Origin of the sequence: Rhizobium sp. BK313, assembly GCF_014193655.1 — a bacterium.
GTDB lineage: Bacteria > Pseudomonadota > Alphaproteobacteria > Rhizobiales > Rhizobiaceae > Rhizobium.
On the sequence record NZ_JACHZQ010000008.1, the window covers coordinates 344,110 to 361,104 of the forward strand.

The 16,995-nt window shown below is 56.2% G+C and carries 15 protein-coding genes; 7 read left to right on the forward strand and 8 right to left on the reverse strand.

All coding sequences use genetic code 11. The features are described from left to right. The first annotated feature begins 12 nt into the window (after positions 1-12). The gene (locus FHT86_RS32075; protein ID WP_133710703.1) at positions 13-909 is read left to right on the forward strand and encodes an NAD-dependent epimerase/dehydratase family protein; all 897 of its coding nucleotides are present in this window, start codon (positions 13-15) and stop codon (positions 907-909) included. 153 nt (positions 910-1,062) lie between these two features. After that, entirely contained in the window at positions 1,063-2,049 is a 987-nt protein-coding gene (locus tag FHT86_RS32080; RefSeq protein ID WP_246779749.1) for a LacI family DNA-binding transcriptional regulator, read from the forward strand. 359 nt (positions 2,050-2,408) lie between these two features. Here the strand turns inward: FHT86_RS32080 and FHT86_RS32085 are convergent, their stop codons facing one another. Both FHT86_RS32085 and FHT86_RS32090 read right to left on the reverse strand, forming a co-directional pair. Further along, positions 2,409-3,461, reverse strand: a complete 1,053-nt coding sequence (locus tag FHT86_RS32085; protein ID WP_166656966.1) for a zinc-binding dehydrogenase — start codon at positions 3,459-3,461, stop codon at positions 2,409-2,411. Positions 3,462-3,630: 169 nt separating this feature from the next. Continuing rightward, positions 3,631-5,055, reverse strand: coding sequence for an aldehyde dehydrogenase family protein (locus FHT86_RS32090; protein ID WP_133710700.1), 1,425 nt, complete (start codon positions 5,053-5,055; stop codon positions 3,631-3,633). Between the two features lie 648 nt (positions 5,056-5,703). Between FHT86_RS32090 and FHT86_RS32095 the strand changes: the two genes are divergently transcribed. The 4 genes from FHT86_RS32095 (at position 5,704) to FHT86_RS32110 (ending at position 9,872) form a co-directional block, all read left to right on the forward strand. After that, positions 5,704-6,843 (forward strand): NAD(P) transhydrogenase subunit alpha, encoded by a 1,140-nt coding sequence (locus FHT86_RS32095; protein ID WP_166656965.1) that lies wholly within the window; start codon positions 5,704-5,706, stop codon positions 6,841-6,843. Next, positions 6,843-7,151, forward strand: a complete 309-nt coding sequence (locus FHT86_RS32100; RefSeq protein WP_133710998.1) for an NAD(P) transhydrogenase subunit alpha — start codon at positions 6,843-6,845, stop codon at positions 7,149-7,151. The genes FHT86_RS32095 and FHT86_RS32100 overlap by 1 nt, the downstream gene beginning before the upstream one ends. Positions 7,152-7,157: 6 nt before the next feature. Continuing rightward, a complete protein-coding gene (locus FHT86_RS32105; RefSeq protein ID WP_133710997.1) occupies positions 7,158-8,540 on the forward strand; it encodes an NAD(P)(+) transhydrogenase (Re/Si-specific) subunit beta in 1,383 nt (460 codons plus the stop codon). Positions 8,541-9,299: 759 nt separating this feature from the next. Continuing rightward, positions 9,300-9,872 carry a TetR/AcrR family transcriptional regulator gene (locus FHT86_RS32110; protein ID WP_133710698.1) on the forward strand — a complete coding sequence of 191 codons (573 nt, stop codon included), beginning with the start codon at positions 9,300-9,302 and terminating at the stop codon, positions 9,870-9,872. A 259-nt stretch (positions 9,873-10,131) separates the two neighbouring features. Here FHT86_RS32110 and FHT86_RS32115 read toward each other — a convergent pair whose 3' ends face one another. From FHT86_RS32115 to FHT86_RS32125, 3 genes are read right to left on the reverse strand one after another with little or no spacing between them, the layout of a single operon-like run. Next, positions 10,132-11,175 (reverse strand): zinc-binding dehydrogenase, encoded by a 1,044-nt coding sequence (locus FHT86_RS32115; protein WP_133710697.1) that lies wholly within the window; start codon positions 11,173-11,175, stop codon positions 10,132-10,134. Next, the gene (locus tag FHT86_RS32120) at positions 11,168-12,259 is read right to left on the reverse strand and encodes a Gfo/Idh/MocA family protein (protein ID WP_133710696.1); all 1,092 of its coding nucleotides are present in this window, start codon (positions 12,257-12,259) and stop codon (positions 11,168-11,170) included. The genes FHT86_RS32115 and FHT86_RS32120 overlap by 8 nt, the downstream gene beginning before the upstream one ends. Continuing rightward, positions 12,256-12,705 (reverse strand): nuclear transport factor 2 family protein, encoded by a 450-nt coding sequence (locus tag FHT86_RS32125; RefSeq protein ID WP_133710695.1) that lies wholly within the window; start codon positions 12,703-12,705, stop codon positions 12,256-12,258. Before FHT86_RS32125 ends, FHT86_RS32120 begins: the two co-directional genes overlap by 4 nt. A 107-nt stretch (positions 12,706-12,812) precedes the next feature. Here FHT86_RS32125 and FHT86_RS32130 point away from each other — a divergent pair, with 107 nt between their 5' ends. Further along, on the forward strand, positions 12,813-13,754 hold the full coding sequence (locus FHT86_RS32130) for an AraC family transcriptional regulator (RefSeq protein WP_166656964.1): 942 nt from the start codon (positions 12,813-12,815) through the stop codon (positions 13,752-13,754). Between the two features lie 358 nt (positions 13,755-14,112). Here the strand turns inward: FHT86_RS32130 and FHT86_RS32135 are convergent, their stop codons facing one another. From FHT86_RS32135 to FHT86_RS32145, 3 genes are all read right to left on the reverse strand, one after another. Beyond that, positions 14,113-14,580, reverse strand: a complete 468-nt coding sequence (locus FHT86_RS32135; protein WP_133710694.1) for a cupin domain-containing protein — start codon at positions 14,578-14,580, stop codon at positions 14,113-14,115. A gap of 540 nt (positions 14,581-15,120) precedes the next feature. After that, the gene (locus FHT86_RS32140; protein ID WP_208116690.1) at positions 15,121-16,104 is read right to left on the reverse strand and encodes a haloacid dehalogenase type II; all 984 of its coding nucleotides are present in this window, start codon (positions 16,102-16,104) and stop codon (positions 15,121-15,123) included. Positions 16,105-16,370: 266 nt separating this feature from the next. After that, positions 16,371-16,985 (reverse strand): DUF302 domain-containing protein, encoded by a 615-nt coding sequence (locus FHT86_RS32145; protein WP_246779751.1) that lies wholly within the window; start codon positions 16,983-16,985, stop codon positions 16,371-16,373. Between the last annotated feature and the right edge of the window lie 10 nt (positions 16,986-16,995).

Here is a 16,995-nt window from a genome sequence, read left to right on the forward strand (position 1 = left end):
GGAGTAGTCCCCATGGGAAAGCGCATCATGTTCACCGGCGGCAGCGGCAAGGCCGGCAAACACGTCGTTCAATATCTCGTCGATCAGGGCCACCAGGTGCTGAACATCGACACCAAGCCTCTCGACAATCCGAAGGTCCGTACACTTATCACCGATATCACCGATAGCGGACAGGTCTTCAAGGCGCTCTCAAGTTATATGGGACTGCACGAATTCGATCCGTCGCTGCGAAGCCAGCCGGTGGATGCGGTGGTCCATTTCGCGGCCATCCCGCGTATCATGATCACGCCGGACAACGAGGTGTTTCGCATCAATGCGCAGGGGACCTACAACGTTATCGAGGCGGCCGTGACGCTCGGCATCAAGAAGGTCGTCATCGCTTCTTCGGAAACCACATACGGTCTCGTCTTCGCGAATGAACCGCGCAATCCAGTGCATTTTCCGTTGGAAGAAGACTACCCCGTGGATCCGATGGACAGCTATGCGCTGTCGAAGATCTGCAATGAGAAAACGGCTCAGGCATTTGCGCTGCGATCCGGCTTCGACATTTATGCTATTCGCATCGGCAATGTCATCGAGCCGAATGAATATGAACTCTTCCCGAAATGGTTCGCCGATCCTGGTTTCCGCAAGCGGATTGCATGGAGTTACATCGACGCGCGTGACCTCGGGCAGATCGTCGACCGCGCCGTCAACAAGGACGGGCTCGGCTTTCAGATCTTCAATGCGGCCAATGACGAGACGTCCTCCGACCTACCGACGAAGGAACTTCTGCAGCGCTTCTATCCGGGCGTCAAGCTGACCCGCGAACTCGGCGAGTATGAAGGGCTGTTGTCGAACCAGAAGACAAGAGAGGTTCTGGGCTTCAAGCAGGAACATTCCTGGCGCAAATATGTGAAGTCCGCCTGATTGCTTCGGTCCTCCCAGCAGACGCCCGGTTTTTGATAGAACCGGGCGTCTTGCTATTGGAATGAGATCACGCCACGGTGAACCATTGCGCCAATGGACTGGAATACAAGAAAGATGCACCCGAAACAGCGTTTGCCGACGAAGAAGAGCAAGATGACCGTCAAGGACGTCGCTCTGCGCGCAGGCGTCAGCGAATCGACAGTTTCTCGTATCATGCGGAATAAGGGCCCTGTCGCCGACGAGACACGCCAGCGAGTCATGGAGGCTGTGCAGGCCACCGGCTACGTCCCGAACCGGATTGCGGGCTCGCTCGCTTCGCTGGATTCTCATCTTGTCGGCGTCATCGTCCCTTCGCTCTCCAACATCGTGTTTCCAGAGGTGTTGCAGGGCGTCAATGCCGGTCTTCGGGGCAGCGATTATCAGCCCGTCATCAGTATAACGGACTACGATATCAACCTTGAGGAAAACATCGTTCGCAGCCTGCTCTCATGGAAGCCTGCGGCAATCCTGATTGCAGGTTTCGACCATACGCCGGCCACCCATCGCATGCTCTCCGAGAGCGATGTCAGGGTTGTCGAGATGATGGATATCGACGCCACGCCGATCGACATCGCCGTGGGCATGTCGCACCGCAATGCCGGCTACGCCGCTGGTCAGTATCTTGTTGAGCGCGGCTACCGGCAATTCGGCTATGCCGGTCACGACTGGAAGGCCGATAGGCGCGCAAGATTGCGCTACGACGGGATCAGCGACGCGCTGCGTGACGCCGGCCTTGGCATCGCGGCTCATGCTATGTTCGATGGACCGAGCTCAGTCGGCGCCGGCAGGGAGATGACGGCCCGTCTCTGCAGCCAGCCGACGAAGCTGGATGCAATCATTTATTCCAATGATGACATGGCAGTTGGCGGCGTTTTCCATTGCCTCGGGGCTGGCATCCGCATGCCGGATGAACTCGCTGTCTTTGGCTTCAACGGCCTCGATATCGGCCGTGAATTGCCGCAGGCACTGTCCACCATCCGCTCCAACCGCTTCCTGATCGGTAAGATTTCGGTGGAGAAGGCTTTTGAATCTCCCGAGCGCCCGCCCGAGAAATGCGTCATCGACACTGGGTTTGAAGTCTTCAAAGGCGAGACAGCCTAACCACTCCGCAGTTGTGAACGAGAGTGCCATCGGGAACTCCTCGCTCCCTCGTGTCGCATTGCTCGGGATTGCTTGCCCAACAATCTGAGCCATCATCGCCGCGCCAGAAACCATCAGCTCTTTCAAAGGATGTGCATTGTCTCCATACCTTAGCGCGATGGTTGGAGCGCTTTTCGTCCTCCAAATCATCCCAAACAGGCCGGCACCGCATATGCTTGCACAGTTCACTTTTATCGCCGGTCCATCATTTGGCATGGCCTAAAGATCAATTGCAGAAAATGATCCGCAGACTGATCCGCTTCGAGCGTTTGCCCGACACAAGCTTTGTGCAACGCCTGTGTCGGGCATTGCCACACGCGTTAGACTACGAGAACCTGCCGCCCCTGGACGAGACCGCTTTGCAACGCCGCAAGTCCCTCATTGAGCGTGGAGAACGGTCTGGACGTCACCGGGATGGGCTTTATATTGCCCGCACGCACATGCTCTATCAGCTCATGAAGCTCCGCAAGCGAGCCGACATAGGAACCGCGGATCGTCAGCTGCTTCAAGGATAGGACTGCAAGTGGCAGACGCAATTGGCCGCCGAACAGCCCGACATTGACATAGGTTCCGCCCGGAGCCAGCAATCCCATTGCGAGAGCGCAGGTCTGGTCCGAGCCGACGAAATCGACGATGGCCTGAAGGCCGCCGGTCTGATCGAGGACGACTGTCGCCGCGTCAGGGCTTTGACTGTTGGCAACCAGGTCCGCGCCGAATTCATTTTGCGCCAATTCGAGACGTGAATTGTTTATGTCAATGGCGGCGACCTTCTCGAATCCAATACCCTTGGCGATGGAAAGCCCCATCAGACCGACGCCGCCCATACCGATAATCCCAACCCAGCCCTGCCTAGTCGGCACTTTCCGAAGGGCGGAATAGGATGTAAGGCCCGAGCAAGCGTAAACACCACCGATTGTGGCGTCTATGCCCGTGGCGTCGATCAGGAATTTCGCATCCCGCACCACGACCTTATCGGCATATCCGCCCGGCCGCTGCAGCCCAAGGTTCTGTGGGCGGGTACAGGCATTGTCGTAGCCTGCCTGGCAGGCATCGCACTCACCACAGCCAATCCACGGATACACGATGACCGGTCGATTCCGATCCGCTTCCTGTAGACCCGACTGAGGGCCAAAATCCGAAATATAGCCATAGATTTCGTGACCCATCGTCAGGGGCAGATGCGCGCCCGCGGCTTCCAAGGGCAGCCTCCCGCCACCGCCGAGATTGATGTAGCCTTCCTGGAAGTGGACGTCGGAGTGGCACAACCCGCAGGAATGTACGCGCACGACGACCTGTTTACCTGTCGGCACGGGGTCGGGAAGAATTTCCTCGACGACCGGCTTGCCGAATTCTTTGACACGAAACGCTTTCATTGCACTCTCCCAAATATCCTGCCCTGTCATGAGCAGGTCCATTCATGTCTCGGAGGCGCCTCGGCCGACGAGAAACGCGGCGCCGCACCGAACCTCAATTCCCGCGCGGATAGGCAGGCGCCTATCAGCGCGTTGTGTCTGCTTGTATGATTTTGAAGGTCGACGGCGTTCAGCCGGCGTAGATTAGAGCCTTGGTCTCAAGGAACTCGCCAACGCCGATTTCACCCCATTCACGTCCGTTTCCAGACTTCTTATACCCACCGAACGGAGCCTCGGTGTCTTCGCCAGCACCGTTGATGTAGACCATACCGGCCTCGATGCGGGCTGCCACTTCGGTCGCCTTTTCCGTGCTACCGGACTGGACGTAGGCGGCGAGGCCGTATTCGCTGTCGTTGGCGATCGCGATGGCTTCCTCGATATCGCTATAGCCAATCATGCATAGAACCGGGCCGAATATCTCTTCGCGGGCGATGGTCATGTCGCGGGTCACATCAGCGAAAACAGTGGGCTTGACGTAGTAACCGGTCTCCAAACCGGATGGCCGGCCCTCTCCGCCTGCCACCACTTGAGCGCCCTCTTCGACGCCCTTCTTGATCATTGACTGGACACGCTCCCATTGGCGGGCGGAGATGACCGGTCCCATGTAGACGTCCGAGCGCGGATCACCGACGGTGATAGAATCGACGACCTGCTTGGCAATCAACTTGGCCTGTTCAACCTTGTTTCTCGGTACGAGCAGACGCGTGGGAGCGTGGCAAGTTTGACCGGAATTCATCATCAAGCGATAAATATTCTCGGTGACAGCCTTGCCGAGATCAGCGTCGTCGAGCACGATGTTCGGCGACTTGCCACCCAGTTCCTGGTGGACGCGTTTTACGCTCTCGGCTGCCCGTTTAGCCACATCAATGCCGGCCGCAGTCGAGCCCGTGAAGGACACCATCGCAATATCCTTGTGCGCGGAGATCGCCACACCAACGGTCGGGCCGTCGCCGTCCACTAGATTGTAGACGCCCTTCGGTACGCCGGCCTCGTGGAGAATCTCCGCGATGATATGCGCATTAAACGGAGCGATCTCGGAGGGCTTGTGAACACTGGTGCAGCCAGCCGCCAGAGCCGGCAGGATTTTGACCATTATCTGGTTGATCGGCCAGTTCCACGGCGTGATCATGCCGACGACACCAATCGGCTCCCGGCGAACCACCGAGCGGCCACCCTGTGGGTGCTCGAATGCAAAGTCCTTGAGCGTTGCGATCGTCGTCTGGAGGTGCATATAACCGGCGCCCACCTGAAGATCCTTAGCAAATTTGTTCGGCGCCCCCAGCTCCTCAGTCAAAGCATCTGCCAAATCGTCCATTCGTCGGACATAGACGGACAGAATACTCTGCAGAAGGTCAAGGCGCTCCGGAACTGTAGTGCGGGAGTAGCTCTTGAAAGCGCGAGTGGCCGCAGCGACCGCGAGGTCGACATCCGTGGCCGTGGCGAACGTGATCTGGCCGGCAGGCTTTTCCGTCGCTGGATTGATGACATCGACAATTTTGCCACCAATGGGTTTGACCCAGGCGCCGTCGATATATGCGCGAGTATAGTCTCTCATGATGTTTCTCCTTCTTTGAATGCGATACCGCCGCTGGCTTCGTGCGGTTTACTTGCCAGCTTTACGGACTGGCTTGATGTGTGCCGCTAACACGCAGCACTTCGCTTTTATATTTCATACGAAATATAAACGGCGGCCGGGTTATGGCCCGAATTGCCATCGCGCAGCGAAAATCAGAATTGTGCTTACGACGGGGTAACGCCCATGACGCGGGCGGAAAGGGATCTTTGGCTCTTTGATCGTTTCCAGAAAATATGAAAACATTTTCCGTACCTTATACCTGATGCCTGACCTCCATTTGAAGGTCGATCGCCTCAAACGGAACGCTCCAACCCTGTCGTCGACGTCGGCTATTGCCAGAAAACGCGCAATCACAAACCGTCCGTCCTTGTGGTCGTCACGACTGTTTTCACTCATTTCGTTCTCTATTTCCGACGGGAGGTCAAAATTATATATTGCGATTATCATATAACGTATATAAGTCTGATATGAGACTATTTGCAAGGCGAAAAACCAAATGCGCCAAACATTAGTTTCAAAGCTCAATCGGCATGACCCGGAGACGCAGGTCCCATGCCTGCAAGGAGGAACAATGAGGGCGAAACTTTCAGTATTAGCGTTTTCAAAAGACACCCGTTGGAGCACGCGATGACATCAAAGCCTTTCAGGCCTGGAATGGTCGGTCTGCTTCGCGAAACCGCACCCCGCGAGCGGCGGGTTGCGCTGACGCCATCCGACGTGAAGCGGCTCATGGGAAGAATGAACATCTGCGTGGAAGAATCGGCGGGCACGGCTGCTGGATTTGTCGATCAGGCGTATGCCGAGGCAGGAGCACAGCTGTCAGGCCGCGCCGAGATCCTCTCTACCTGCGATATTCTTCTCTCCGTGCAGCCTCCCGAGGTCATAGAGGAGCTCCCACGCCGCAGTACGCTCATCTCGCTCGGCGGCCGTGACGCGGACTTGAACCGGCGTCTGCGGGAGCGTGACATTACCCATCTCGGACTGGAGCGCCTGCCTCGCACGTCACGAGCACAGGCAATGGACGTCCTCTCATCGCAAGCCACGATTGCGGGTTATGCTGCTGTCATGGAAGGCGCGCGTGTACTCGACATATTGCTCCCCATGCTCACTACAGCAGCTGGGGTGATTAAACCCGCCCGCATGATCGCTCTTGGCGGCGGTGTGGCTGGATTGCAGGCGATCGCGACCGCACGCCGCCTTGGCGCGATCACCCATGGCTTTGACGTCCGTGAGGCGGCCCGCGAGCAGATCGAAAGCCTCGGCGCAAAGTTTGTCTTTCCGGAAATCGCATTAGAATCGACGGAGGGATTCGGAGGCTATGCGCGGGAACAATCGGACGACCAGCAGCTGCGCTTGCGCAGGGCGCTTGCCGCAGAACTCACAACGATGGATTTGATCATCACAAGTGCTCAGATACCGGGACGCGCGGCACCTCTGCTCATCGACAAGGAAACGGTGGTCGGGCTCCGCAAAGGTTCGGTCATCGTCGATCTTGCAGTCGAAAGCGGCGGCAACTGTGCCCTAACCAAGGCCAACGACATCGTCGACGTCGGCGGTGTCCACATTCTTGGACCGACAAACCTGTCGTCGCTCTTTGCGACGGACGCCAGCCGTCTCTTCAGCGGCAACATTCGCGCGCTGCTTGAGTATCTACTCGACAAGGAGGACCGTTTTCGGCTCGACGCGAGTGACCCGATCACCCGCGCGCTTTTGGCTGAACAAGTAGCCCCGAACACCAGCACCCCAACAATTGGAGCCGAAGCATGATGCCCACGACCACGACCATTCAACTTTTTGTTTTCATGCTGGCGGGCTTCGTCGGTTTTCAAACCATCAGCCGCATTCCGCCACTCCTGCATACACCGCTGATGGCGGCAACCAATGCCATTTCCGGAATATCGCTCGTTGCCTCGCTTGTGCTTGCTGGCACCGATCGAGGCGTTTTCGCAATCGTGCTCGGCACAACCGCGGTCGCCTGCGCAAGCGCTAACGTCTTCGGTGGTTTCCTGATTACCGACCGCATGCTTGCAATGTTCCGACGCACCGCTGCCGTAAAGGACGTCAAGGAGGACTAGATGAATATGACCGAAACATTGATTCAAGTCTCCTATCTAGCAGCCGCATTTCTGTTCATCGTGGCCCTTCGGGCGCTCGGCCGGCCGGACACTGCACGACAAGGAATGCAATTTGCCGCCATCGGAATGGTGATCGCGATAGCAGCAACTTTGCTGCACGCCGATATAATCTCATACAAATGGATTGTCGTTGGCTTGGTGGTCGGCGCCGTTGCTGGCTATCCTCTGGGAATGTGGGTGCCGATGACGGCTATGCCGCAACGCATCGCCCTTAGCCATGCTTTTGGCGCGCTTGCGGCAACCCTGGTAGGGATCGGTGAATTTGGCCACGGCATTGAAGCTGGGGAAATCGGCCGAGGTCATGTGACTGCATTGGGCTTCGAAGTTCTGCTGGGTGGCCTCACCGTAACGGGCAGCCTAATGGCTTTCGGGAAACTACAGGGCCTCCTGCCCGGACGTCCGATCACCTTCCGCTTTCAGAATGTGTCGAACCTGATCCTGCTTTGCGCCGCAGCGGGTTGCTTTGTCTATCTGATTGCCTTCACAAACAGCGTTCCCGCCTTCGTAGCCATGATTGCAATCAGTAGCCTCGTCGGCATTCTTTTCGTGCTGCCCATTGGTGGCGCGGATATGCCCGTCGTCGTGTCGTTGCTGAACTCATATGCAGGGCTCGCCGCCGTGGCGACAGGCTTTGCAATCGACAACAATATCCTGATCGTCGTCGGCTCGTTGGACGGCGCCAGTGGCCTAATCCTCTCGATTGCAATGAGTAAGGCGATGAACCGATCCTTCTCAAATGTTCTTTTCGGCGCCTTCGGTTCTCCCGCCAGCGGTGGACAGCAGGATTCCGCAGATGGGGAAATGTCCCCGATTGATCCGGAGGATGCGGCAATGCGGCTGGCATTCGCCGATCGCGTGATTGTTGTTCCTGGCTATGGGCTCGCGGTAGCTCAGGCGCAGCATCAGGCGCGTGAACTTGCAGATCTGGTGGAGAAGCGTGGCGGTGATGTCCGCTTTGCGATCCATCCCGTCGCAGGCCGCATGCCCGGGCACATGAATGTGCTGCTAGCTGAGGCGGGCGTTTCCTATGACAAGCTTGTCGATATGGAAGACATTAATGACCGTTTTGGAGAGGCGGATGTCGCTCTTGTGGTTGGTGCTAACGATGTCGTTAACCCGGCGGCGCGAACCAATCCCGCCTCGCCGATCTTCGGCATGCCCATCTTAAACGTCTCCGATGCCAAGAGCGTCATCGTATTAAAGCGCGGCCAAGGCGCCGGCTTCTCCGGCATCGAGAACGATCTCTTCGTTGATCCAAAGACGTCGATGCTGTTTGGGGACGCGAAGCTGTCGCTTGTCAATCTCGGCAATGAGGTGAAAAGCGCATAAGACCATCGGACAATCGCTCGGTGGGGTGGAGGAAAAGCCTCCGGACACCCCACCGGCCAGTCTGAATCTATTGCGTCATCAATACGAAATGGAACCCAGGCAGCTTCAAGTTGGTCCGGTTTGCGATGGCGTCTGGGTATCATCCACGCGGTCGCAGTCGACTACATCTTCGCGTTTCTAACGCATTGCTTCCGTTTGCTCCGCCCCAAATCACGGATTTAATTCTGACTTGGCTCGATCACAGCCCGGTCGGCGGGCTGCCAAACGATCAGGCCCGATTGTCTGTGGTGGAATTGATGCCGGTTCGCCCATCCTTCGGATAGACCACTATGGGGCGTAGATTGTGCCCTATCGCTACACGTTCCATGCCTACCAAGGTTGCCGATTTGAATATCGTTTTCCGCTCTCGATGCTTGAGATTATAGGCGGTGCGAACATCGCACCCTGCCAGCACTCCGTCCTAGAAACACGGCAACCAACGCGCGCGCTGCTGATGTGGCGCCGCCTGCAAAGCCGAACCATCAACACCTGATCTCATGCTCCGCCTCAGTTGCCATGCGTTCTCCTCCAAGGGACCGACCTCAAAACGTGCCTAGGTTCTCCGCGCCAACTGAAACCTATGATCGCCGAAACGATCGCGCAGGTTAGAAAAGCTGCTGCTGCTTCGAGCGTGCGCATTGCATTTGCGACGGTAGATCCCATTTGATAAATGTTGACCAACATATAACCAGGTGCATTCAGACCGACGAGGACCGAGACTTGAAGGTAAACAGGGCTCAGGCCGAGCGAAATCATCGCCATATTATTGATGTTGCCGGGCAACTGTTCCGCGAGCACGGCTTCGACGGTATCGGCATTACCGAGCTTATGAAAAGCGCCGGACTGACACATGGTGGCTTCTACAACAGCTTCGCATCGAAGGAAGACCTTGCTGCCCAAGCTTGCGAGCGCGCCTTCGAAGGCACACGCGAGCGTTGGGAAAGCGCTGCAGAAAATTCGAAGGACGACGCTTTTTCGGCAATCGTCGAATTCTATTTGTCGAAGCACCATTGCGACCATCCGGGTACCGGTTGTGCACTCGCAGCCCTCGCTCCCGATGCTGCGCGACACGGTGGGAGCATCCGATCGGTGTTCACGAGAGGAATTCGCTCTTACATCGACACTCTGTCTCGAGCAATGCCCGGCCGTAGGGGTGGCTTGAAGCGCAAGCAGGTTTTGTCATCGCTCTCGGAAATGGTGGGAGCAGTTATTTTAGCGCGTGCCTGCGATGACCCTGCAATGTCGAAGGAGATCTTGGAGGCCAGCCTTTCCAATCTGAAGGGCCAGCGGTAAGGAACGCTGCCCAGACCGGACGTCACGGTGGGCCCCGAAACCTCCAGGTTGGCCTGACCGATACAAACCGGACCGCTTTCGGACGACCCTTGTGCCGAATGTTCATCGCTCCGGGGTCGCCCCCGGATTGATGCCTCCAATGGACCCGGTTTCGATACAGCCTTCCGATCGAAACCGCATCGACGTCGGTGAGAATGGCTGAGATCTTACCATCGGCATCCTGAGGCGAGCCGGTGGGTGTTGTCTCGCAACGAACGCTTCAAGTGTGAGCAACCATTGTCGACGCGCCTATATCCAACACAACACGTCCAATCGTTGCCCCCGTCTCCAGAGCCGTGTGGGCCTCTCCCACGCCTGCAAATGGTACGACGCGATCGATGTGGACCGTCAGTTTGCCTGAATCGACAAGTTCCGCGATCTGCTTAAGAACCGCCGTTTGTTGCAAACGGTATTCGTGATGTCCAGCAATCTGCGGATAGCCGATATTGACGAATTTGACGTCGATGTTTCTCCATTCGGCCAAGGCATTCGTTTCCCTGGGCCAATCGGAGACCACAGTATTGATCAGGGAGCCATAAGGAGCGACATGCTCGAAACTGTTCGCGAAATTTCCGTGGCCGACGAAATCGAAGACGTGATCAGCGCCCTCCTTTCCCGTCCAGGCTTGTAGAGCCTTGACCACACTTTCATGCTTGTAATTGATCGCACGCTCGACCCCCAATTTGCGCACAAACGCCGCTTTATCCTCATTGGATACTGTCGCTGCAACCCGCGCGCCCAGTGAAAGTGCCAGTTGGATGCTGAGATGCCCGAGCCCGCCAGCACCGCCGTGGATCAGGACGAAATCACCTGGTTTGATCTCAGCCTTCTCGTAAACGGCCTCCCACGCGGTAAGAGCGGCGACGGGAAGTCCGGCGGCTTCCACAAAGCCGAGCGACTTCGGCTTCAGTGTCGCGTAATCACCGTTCAAGACCTTGAGTTCAGCATAGCTCCCGAAGTTGCCCCTATAGCCACCATCTATGTACCAGACTTCATCACCAACCTTGAAGTGATGAACTGCGGCGCCGACGGCCTCGACAACGCCGACGCCGTCAATGCCCAATATAATAATCTCACCGGCTTTGCCTGCAAATCCACCGCCATTCTTTCTATTCTGCCAATCGGCGGGATTGACCCCCGCCGCTTTGACCCTGACAAGAATGTCCGTTTCTCTTTGAAGTTGTGGTCGTTCAATCTGCCGGATGTGAAGAACCTCCGGTCCACCCGCCTCGGTCATCGCCAACGCTGTCATGGTATCAGACATGATGAGCGCTCCGATCGCTACTTTCAATGTCCGCAAGCAGGCGGTGCAGGGCAATCGCGTCTTCGAAGGTCGGGCACAGCCGTGTTCCCGTTAAGATATCCGAAGCGAGGCGCTGATATGCGACGGCCATGCTCTGCGGGATGCCGATTTCGAACCGATCGTCGCCATATTTGCTCGGAATATCGAGCTGGCGCAGGACGTCATCGCCCTGAGCGCCACGGACCTGATACCCACCTGCGCCGATGTAGCCAACCGGCGTCGTCACAACAATGTCGCCCTCACTGCCATTGATCTCCCAATGGAAGTTTGTCGCCCGCGAGAGGCCACCCCGGAAGTGGATGTTAATAAACACACCGCTTTCCAGAACTCCCGAGACGGCAATCTGATCTGGTACACCCATCGGAGCGTCCTGACCCGTTTCGATGATCCGGGTCGTCTTGCGAACGGAGGCAAGAGTGCCGCTCACCTCGGCGAAACGGGAATCCAAAGCATATAGAACCGCATCGACCGAATGACCGAAAGGCACCCTCAGCATCCCAGCGCCGTTCTGGGGATCGAGAGTGTATTTAAACATCTCGTTCATTGAGTCCCCCCAGATGATACCGGAGCCTATCAGTGTGGACGACCGAACGGTCCCGACATAACCTTCCCTGACCAGATCGCGCACGAAGTTGATCGCGGGGGCAGACCTGGTCTGGAGCCCGACTGCGGCATGAACCCCTTTCGTCTTTGCCAGTTCATTCATCTTCGCGGCGTCGGCGAGATTGATGCCGAGCGGCCATTCGCAAAGGACGGATTTCCCGGCATTGATTGCCTGTGTGACGAGGTCCAGGTGACGGGGAACTTTTACGGAAATGACGACCAGGTCGACGTCTCGGCGGCTTACAAGCTCCTCAGTCGTTGCAACCGCGTTTTTGATGCCGAACTTTTCCGCCGCTGCATTCGCGAGTTCCCGCTCATGATGGCTGATGGTCGTGATCTCATATTCGGGAAGGAGCCGCAGTGCCGGGATATGTCCGGTTGCTGCCCATCCTTTATCTGGATGCACACCTACGATTCCAACTCTGATGCGATTCTTGCTCATGCCTGACTGTCCTGGTGTTGAAGTTCAAAGATCGTGCGGCGGAGTTCAAGGCGGGTAATGACCCAGTCGCCCCGTTGGCGCTTCCAAGTCTCGTGATAGTGACCGTAACCATGCATGGAACGCAGGTGGTGTTCGTGTCCTGCCGGAAAGATGATGTAGTCTTCCATCGACCAGATCGCCGCCACCTCATGGTCCGAGACGACAACGATTTCCGCATTGTGAATCTGGTGGATGCTTTGTGCGCCGTCCAGGAAGGACCGCGTCAATGCGACAAACTCAGATGTGGTGCTAAACGATGCTGTTGTTTCGCCCTCAGGTCCCAAAAATGTGAGCTCAGGCGTTTCGTGAAACAGTGCCGCGAATTCATCCCAACGTTTCGTATCAAGATGGCGGCAGTACTGCGCCTTGCGTAGCGCGACGGTGTCTACGATATCTCGCTTGTCCATAGAGATCTCCTTCGCCTTGCTATTTATTGTCATTTTCTAGTACGATCGAGCTCAAAACGTCCGCGTTTATTGATCAATCGTACAATTTTTTAGAGGAGATTTGGAGTATGGACCCTTTGACCGAGATTTGCGCGTCATTGCGCGTTCGAAGAGCCATGTTCACTCGGATCGACGCATATGCGCCGTGGGGTTGGGCATCGTCAGGTGAGCTTGTGGTCAAGTTCGTACTCGTCGTCCGTGGCGCGGGGGTCCTGATGCTACCGACTGAACCCGTGCCGGTTGCGCTGCGTGGGGGTGATTTGTTCATCATGCTGGACGACACACCCTACAAGATGTTTGACCAGAGCGGTTCAGTTCTGATGGATTGTATTGACGTGGAGAAAAGGCGGGTTGGAAATTATATCAGGGTCGGTGGCGACGGAGCTTTGACAACCTTCGTTAGCGGCTTTTTCGAAATCAGTGCGCTCGAAGCAAAGCCGCTTTTCTCTGTTTTGCCGAATTTTCTGCTTTTGAAGTCAGAGGAGAGCCGGACTCGCGCTTTTGAATCCGTTCTCGAACTCCTGGCAACCGAGACCAGTCAACCCGGCCTCGGCTCTGAGGCCATGATCAGCCGACTCTTTGAGCTTCTTTTCATTCATGCGATCCGCGCTTATTCAAGCCAATACAGCGCGCCCAAAAAAGGATGGCTTGCAGCGGTCGTCGATCGACTATTATCCGAGGCGATCAAAGAAATGCATGGCAACTTGGCGAACAATTGGACGTTGGAGGCCTTGGCCAAGGCAGCCGGCATGTCTCGTTCGGCTTTTGCTTCGAGGTTCAGGTCGGTCGTTGGCCAAACACCTCTTGAATATCTGACGGAGTGGCGAATGCACAAAGCCACGCTACTGATCCAGCGCAACGACCTGTCGCTGTCGGAAATCGCTCAAGATGTCGGCTACCATTCCGAGGCCGCGTTCAACAGGATCTTCAAACGCGAGGTTGGTACAACGCCTGGCGCATTTCGCAGAGATCATTCCGAACAGTCGCCACCGGCTCCGTTGCCTCTGTGACGCGACCCCGAGCGCGGGCCTTGGAGTTCCTCCTGGAACTCCGGATGATCGCGCCCCGCAAAGTCCGCAAACGGCGCGCATTCGAAATCGTGGACCCGAGTTGGTCACCACCTTCTCCCGCGATATCGGTGCTGCTGTTTTGATCGCCAAAGGCAGGTGCTGCGGAGAAGAGCACCCAAATCCCTAGTCCGGTTCAGCTTGCGGCAGATTCGTAGACCTTGCTCAAGAAAAGCGAGAGAAAGCTATGTTCGCAACCGTCGAGGTCCCGGCAAACTATGCCGGGACGAAACTAAATTGCGATCCAATATCGGGAAATTCAGTTTGCTTTGCTCGATCACTGAACATCCCATTCCGGATGTTATCCCTGAAGCAGCAGCGGGCCCACAACCGAAACGCCGTAAGATTGTGCAACAGCTCTCATATCGATGTCGCCGCCTTGCGCTCTCAACCTAAGAACCTCTTCCACTCCGCCAGGCGTCGTCGTCACGACGACGCGAAGAGGCACATCTGAAGGGTTGCCCCATGCGTGGGGAACCTTTCTCGGCAAGGAAATGACCGACCCGGCAGGAGCATCGATCGTCTTGTCGCCACAAGCGATGCGTGCCGTGCCTTCCACGACGACAAAGTGCTCATCCTCGTTCTCATGCACATGCATTGGCGTACTGTCCCCAGGGCTTGAGACGATCTCAACGACAGAATATGCCCCTTGAGTGTCGGCGGCAGAAACGCGGATCTTGCAACGCTCGCCGGGCCTCGTTTCGAGCCATCCATCCCCGCCGTTACGATCAATGGATTCGGCGTCAGATATCGTTGGCTGTGTCGTCATGTTAGCTCCTATTTTGAATCAAATGGATGTTGAGATCTTCGTAGGTTCATCGTGTACAGCGACATCCGGGCAACCCACGAGGCAGCCATCTGTCGTTGAACGCCGAACAATACAAATATCTAACGATGGTATTTCTTATGTATTTCAATGAAATATTTAGAGTTACGATAGTAATATTTCCGTTTATCGTGACTACTCCGCGCATATTTGAAATACATAACGTATTTTCATGGTTTTTCTATTAATCCGGCTTTTAATTTTTCCTCATAACTTGACTTGTTTTGACGAAAATACGATTACGGGCATCCGAAGCGATTGTCGGCGACATCCGCGGATCGAAATCTCGCTTGTATGTCGGCACTTGAGTGTCGCGTTAATTCGCGCCCCATCGAGATAGCCGACGATTGATCGATGGCAGAAGATGGCGAACCCGAGACAGTTTAAGAAACGCTACCTCCTCGACTGCCGTGCGCGAAGGCCGCGATCGCGCACGACAGTCAATCATTCCGAAGTCGATCCGCACATCGACAGGGGTGAGCTCTAAGCTTTCAAAAGGTCAGCAAGCTCGCCAAAACTCGCGGCATTCAGGTCGAATTGGGGATCGGGTTTGGCGTCGACCTGGCCGGACGGTCCTGCTTCTAATGGACGGGAGATGAATGCCGTCCGCATGCCCTGGGCCTTGGCTGCTTGGAGATCCTGTTTATGACAGGCAACCATCATGATCTCGTCGGGTCGCAAGCCCAAAAATTGAGGCGCAAGCTGATACACCTTCGGGCTAGGCTTCACACTCTGTGCGAGTTCGGACGTCATAATGAGGTCCCAAGGCAAATCGCGGAACTTAGCTAGCTTAACCATGTCCGCCATGTCGGCATTCGACAGCGTCGACAGGGTATAGCTCCGCTTCAAACGCTGTAGACCGGATAAGGTGTCGGGCCACAGCTCCAAACGCTGCCAAACCGAATTGATATGCGCCATTTCATCGGCGGTGAACTCGCCCGGCCCCTGCTCATTCATCACTTTGTCGAGCGCCTCGCGACGCAGCGAGGATAAACTCTGCCAGGGACGGCGACCGTTAAGGACGTCGGCGAAGCCTGGTGGAAACAATCCGTGCCAAGCAGTCGCTACCGCTCCCCAATCGACGTTCAGCCCTTTCTCTCGATTAATGACCTGGCCCTCGTGCACAATCGTGCTCCAGTAGTCGGTGCAGGTTCCGATAACATCGAATACCAGAGCCTTAATCGTGGAGGTATCGTAACCCTGTGCGTTGGCAGGGCGCGTGAATATCGGCGGGAACCCGGTGAATGCAAGAGCGGCACCGGCAGCTATCAAATTCCGGCGTGATAGCGGGAGGCCCACTTCATGCGACCGCGACCACCGTTTGGCCGGTTGAGCGGCCAGCTGCTGATCACCGGTCTGACGAAGAACACCCTGGCCGTTCCCGTACAGAATGGTATCATCGCTTCTTGGGATTTTATCGACGTCGATATGTCGTTCGACGCGACCAAATTTCGATGTTGTAGTCAATTTTGGTCTCCAATTCCGTAAGAGCAAAGCCATTTGCCCCTTCGGTTTGGATATTGCGCGCCCTCTTCCGGAGAACAAAGGTCATATCCGCCGCGTTTTAGGACAGGTGCGCGATCCCTGGTATTCGAAAACTGCTAAAGGCATTGGCGAGCCGGCCCCAACGTGTCCCACGGGCACCGACGTGCGCTCGCGTCAAAATCTCGTGATCATCACGCTCGGTTGAATTGTCAACGTCTGTTCTGTACTGGGCACAAACTTGGGCAACTTCAGCCAATTGCATCGCCGGCGCGAAGAAGAACGCCCTTGAGGGTCTCATCGAGTTCGAGCCCTACCTCAGTCACCCGGTCATCGGCGAATTGCCCAAAGAGGGACGACGGCCGGTCGTATTCAAAGATGGCTAAGCCTCGGTCGTCTTCGTACAGCACGATGCGCAATGGCGCGTACAGTGCGGATCGGATGTCATGCCGCGTCATCCGCGATGCCGTAATCTGGTTGCCGATCTCATACTGGTAGGCTTTGCGGGGTCTGCCCACAATTTCGAGCAGACTTCCATGATTGCGTATCAGGAACAGAAAGAGTTTTGGGCCATGGTCCTGCAACCATTCCACTTTTTCGCGATCCCTATTTCGGAGCATTTCCGCAATGCTAGGGTCTAGTTGCGGAACGAGTTTTTCAAGGGTCGCTTTTACGTCTTCGAGTTTGGCCGAGCACTCGATTCTGATGTGATCGACACTAATCTTTCGTTGAGAGATGATGGACCTAGTCACAGAGGTCTCCGTACAAGTTTGGGGGTGGACGTCGTCCTCGCCGCGATCGACAGCCGCGTCGAGAGGTTCCATTGCCAGCACAGCGATTTGATATCGCGTCGACTTCGGTTGCATTTGACTATGA

Excerpts from the sequence above, each read along its gene's own strand:
- FHT86_RS32075 (WP_133710703.1), top strand. The coding sequence starts at position 13 with ATGGGAAAGCGCATCATGTTCACCGGCGGCAGCGGCAAGGCCGGCAAA.
- FHT86_RS32080 (WP_246779749.1), top strand. The coding sequence starts at position 1,063 with ATGACCGTCAAGGACGTCGCTCTGCGCGCAGGCGTCAGCGAATCGACA.
- FHT86_RS32085 (WP_166656966.1), bottom strand. The coding sequence starts at position 3,461 with ATGAAAGCGTTTCGTGTCAAAGAATTCGGCAAGCCGGTCGTCGAGGAA.
- FHT86_RS32090 (WP_133710700.1), bottom strand. The coding sequence starts at position 5,055 with ATGAGAGACTATACTCGCGCATATATCGACGGCGCCTGGGTCAAACCC.
- FHT86_RS32095 (WP_166656965.1), top strand. The coding sequence starts at position 5,704 with ATGACATCAAAGCCTTTCAGGCCTGGAATGGTCGGTCTGCTTCGCGAA.
- FHT86_RS32100 (WP_133710998.1), top strand. The coding sequence starts at position 6,843 with ATGCCCACGACCACGACCATTCAACTTTTTGTTTTCATGCTGGCGGGC.
- FHT86_RS32105 (WP_133710997.1), top strand. The coding sequence starts at position 7,158 with ATGACCGAAACATTGATTCAAGTCTCCTATCTAGCAGCCGCATTTCTG.
- FHT86_RS32115 (WP_133710697.1), bottom strand. The coding sequence starts at position 11,175 with ATGTCTGATACCATGACAGCGTTGGCGATGACCGAGGCGGGTGGACCG.
- FHT86_RS32120 (WP_133710696.1), bottom strand. The coding sequence starts at position 12,259 with ATGAGCAAGAATCGCATCAGAGTTGGAATCGTAGGTGTGCATCCAGAT.
- FHT86_RS32125 (WP_133710695.1), bottom strand. The coding sequence starts at position 12,705 with ATGGACAAGCGAGATATCGTAGACACCGTCGCGCTACGCAAGGCGCAG.
- FHT86_RS32130 (WP_166656964.1), top strand. The coding sequence starts at position 12,813 with ATGGACCCTTTGACCGAGATTTGCGCGTCATTGCGCGTTCGAAGAGCC.
- FHT86_RS32135 (WP_133710694.1), bottom strand. The coding sequence starts at position 14,580 with ATGACGACACAGCCAACGATATCTGACGCCGAATCCATTGATCGTAAC.
- FHT86_RS32145 (WP_246779751.1), bottom strand. The coding sequence starts at position 16,985 with ATGCAACCGAAGTCGACGCGATATCAAATCGCTGTGCTGGCAATGGAA.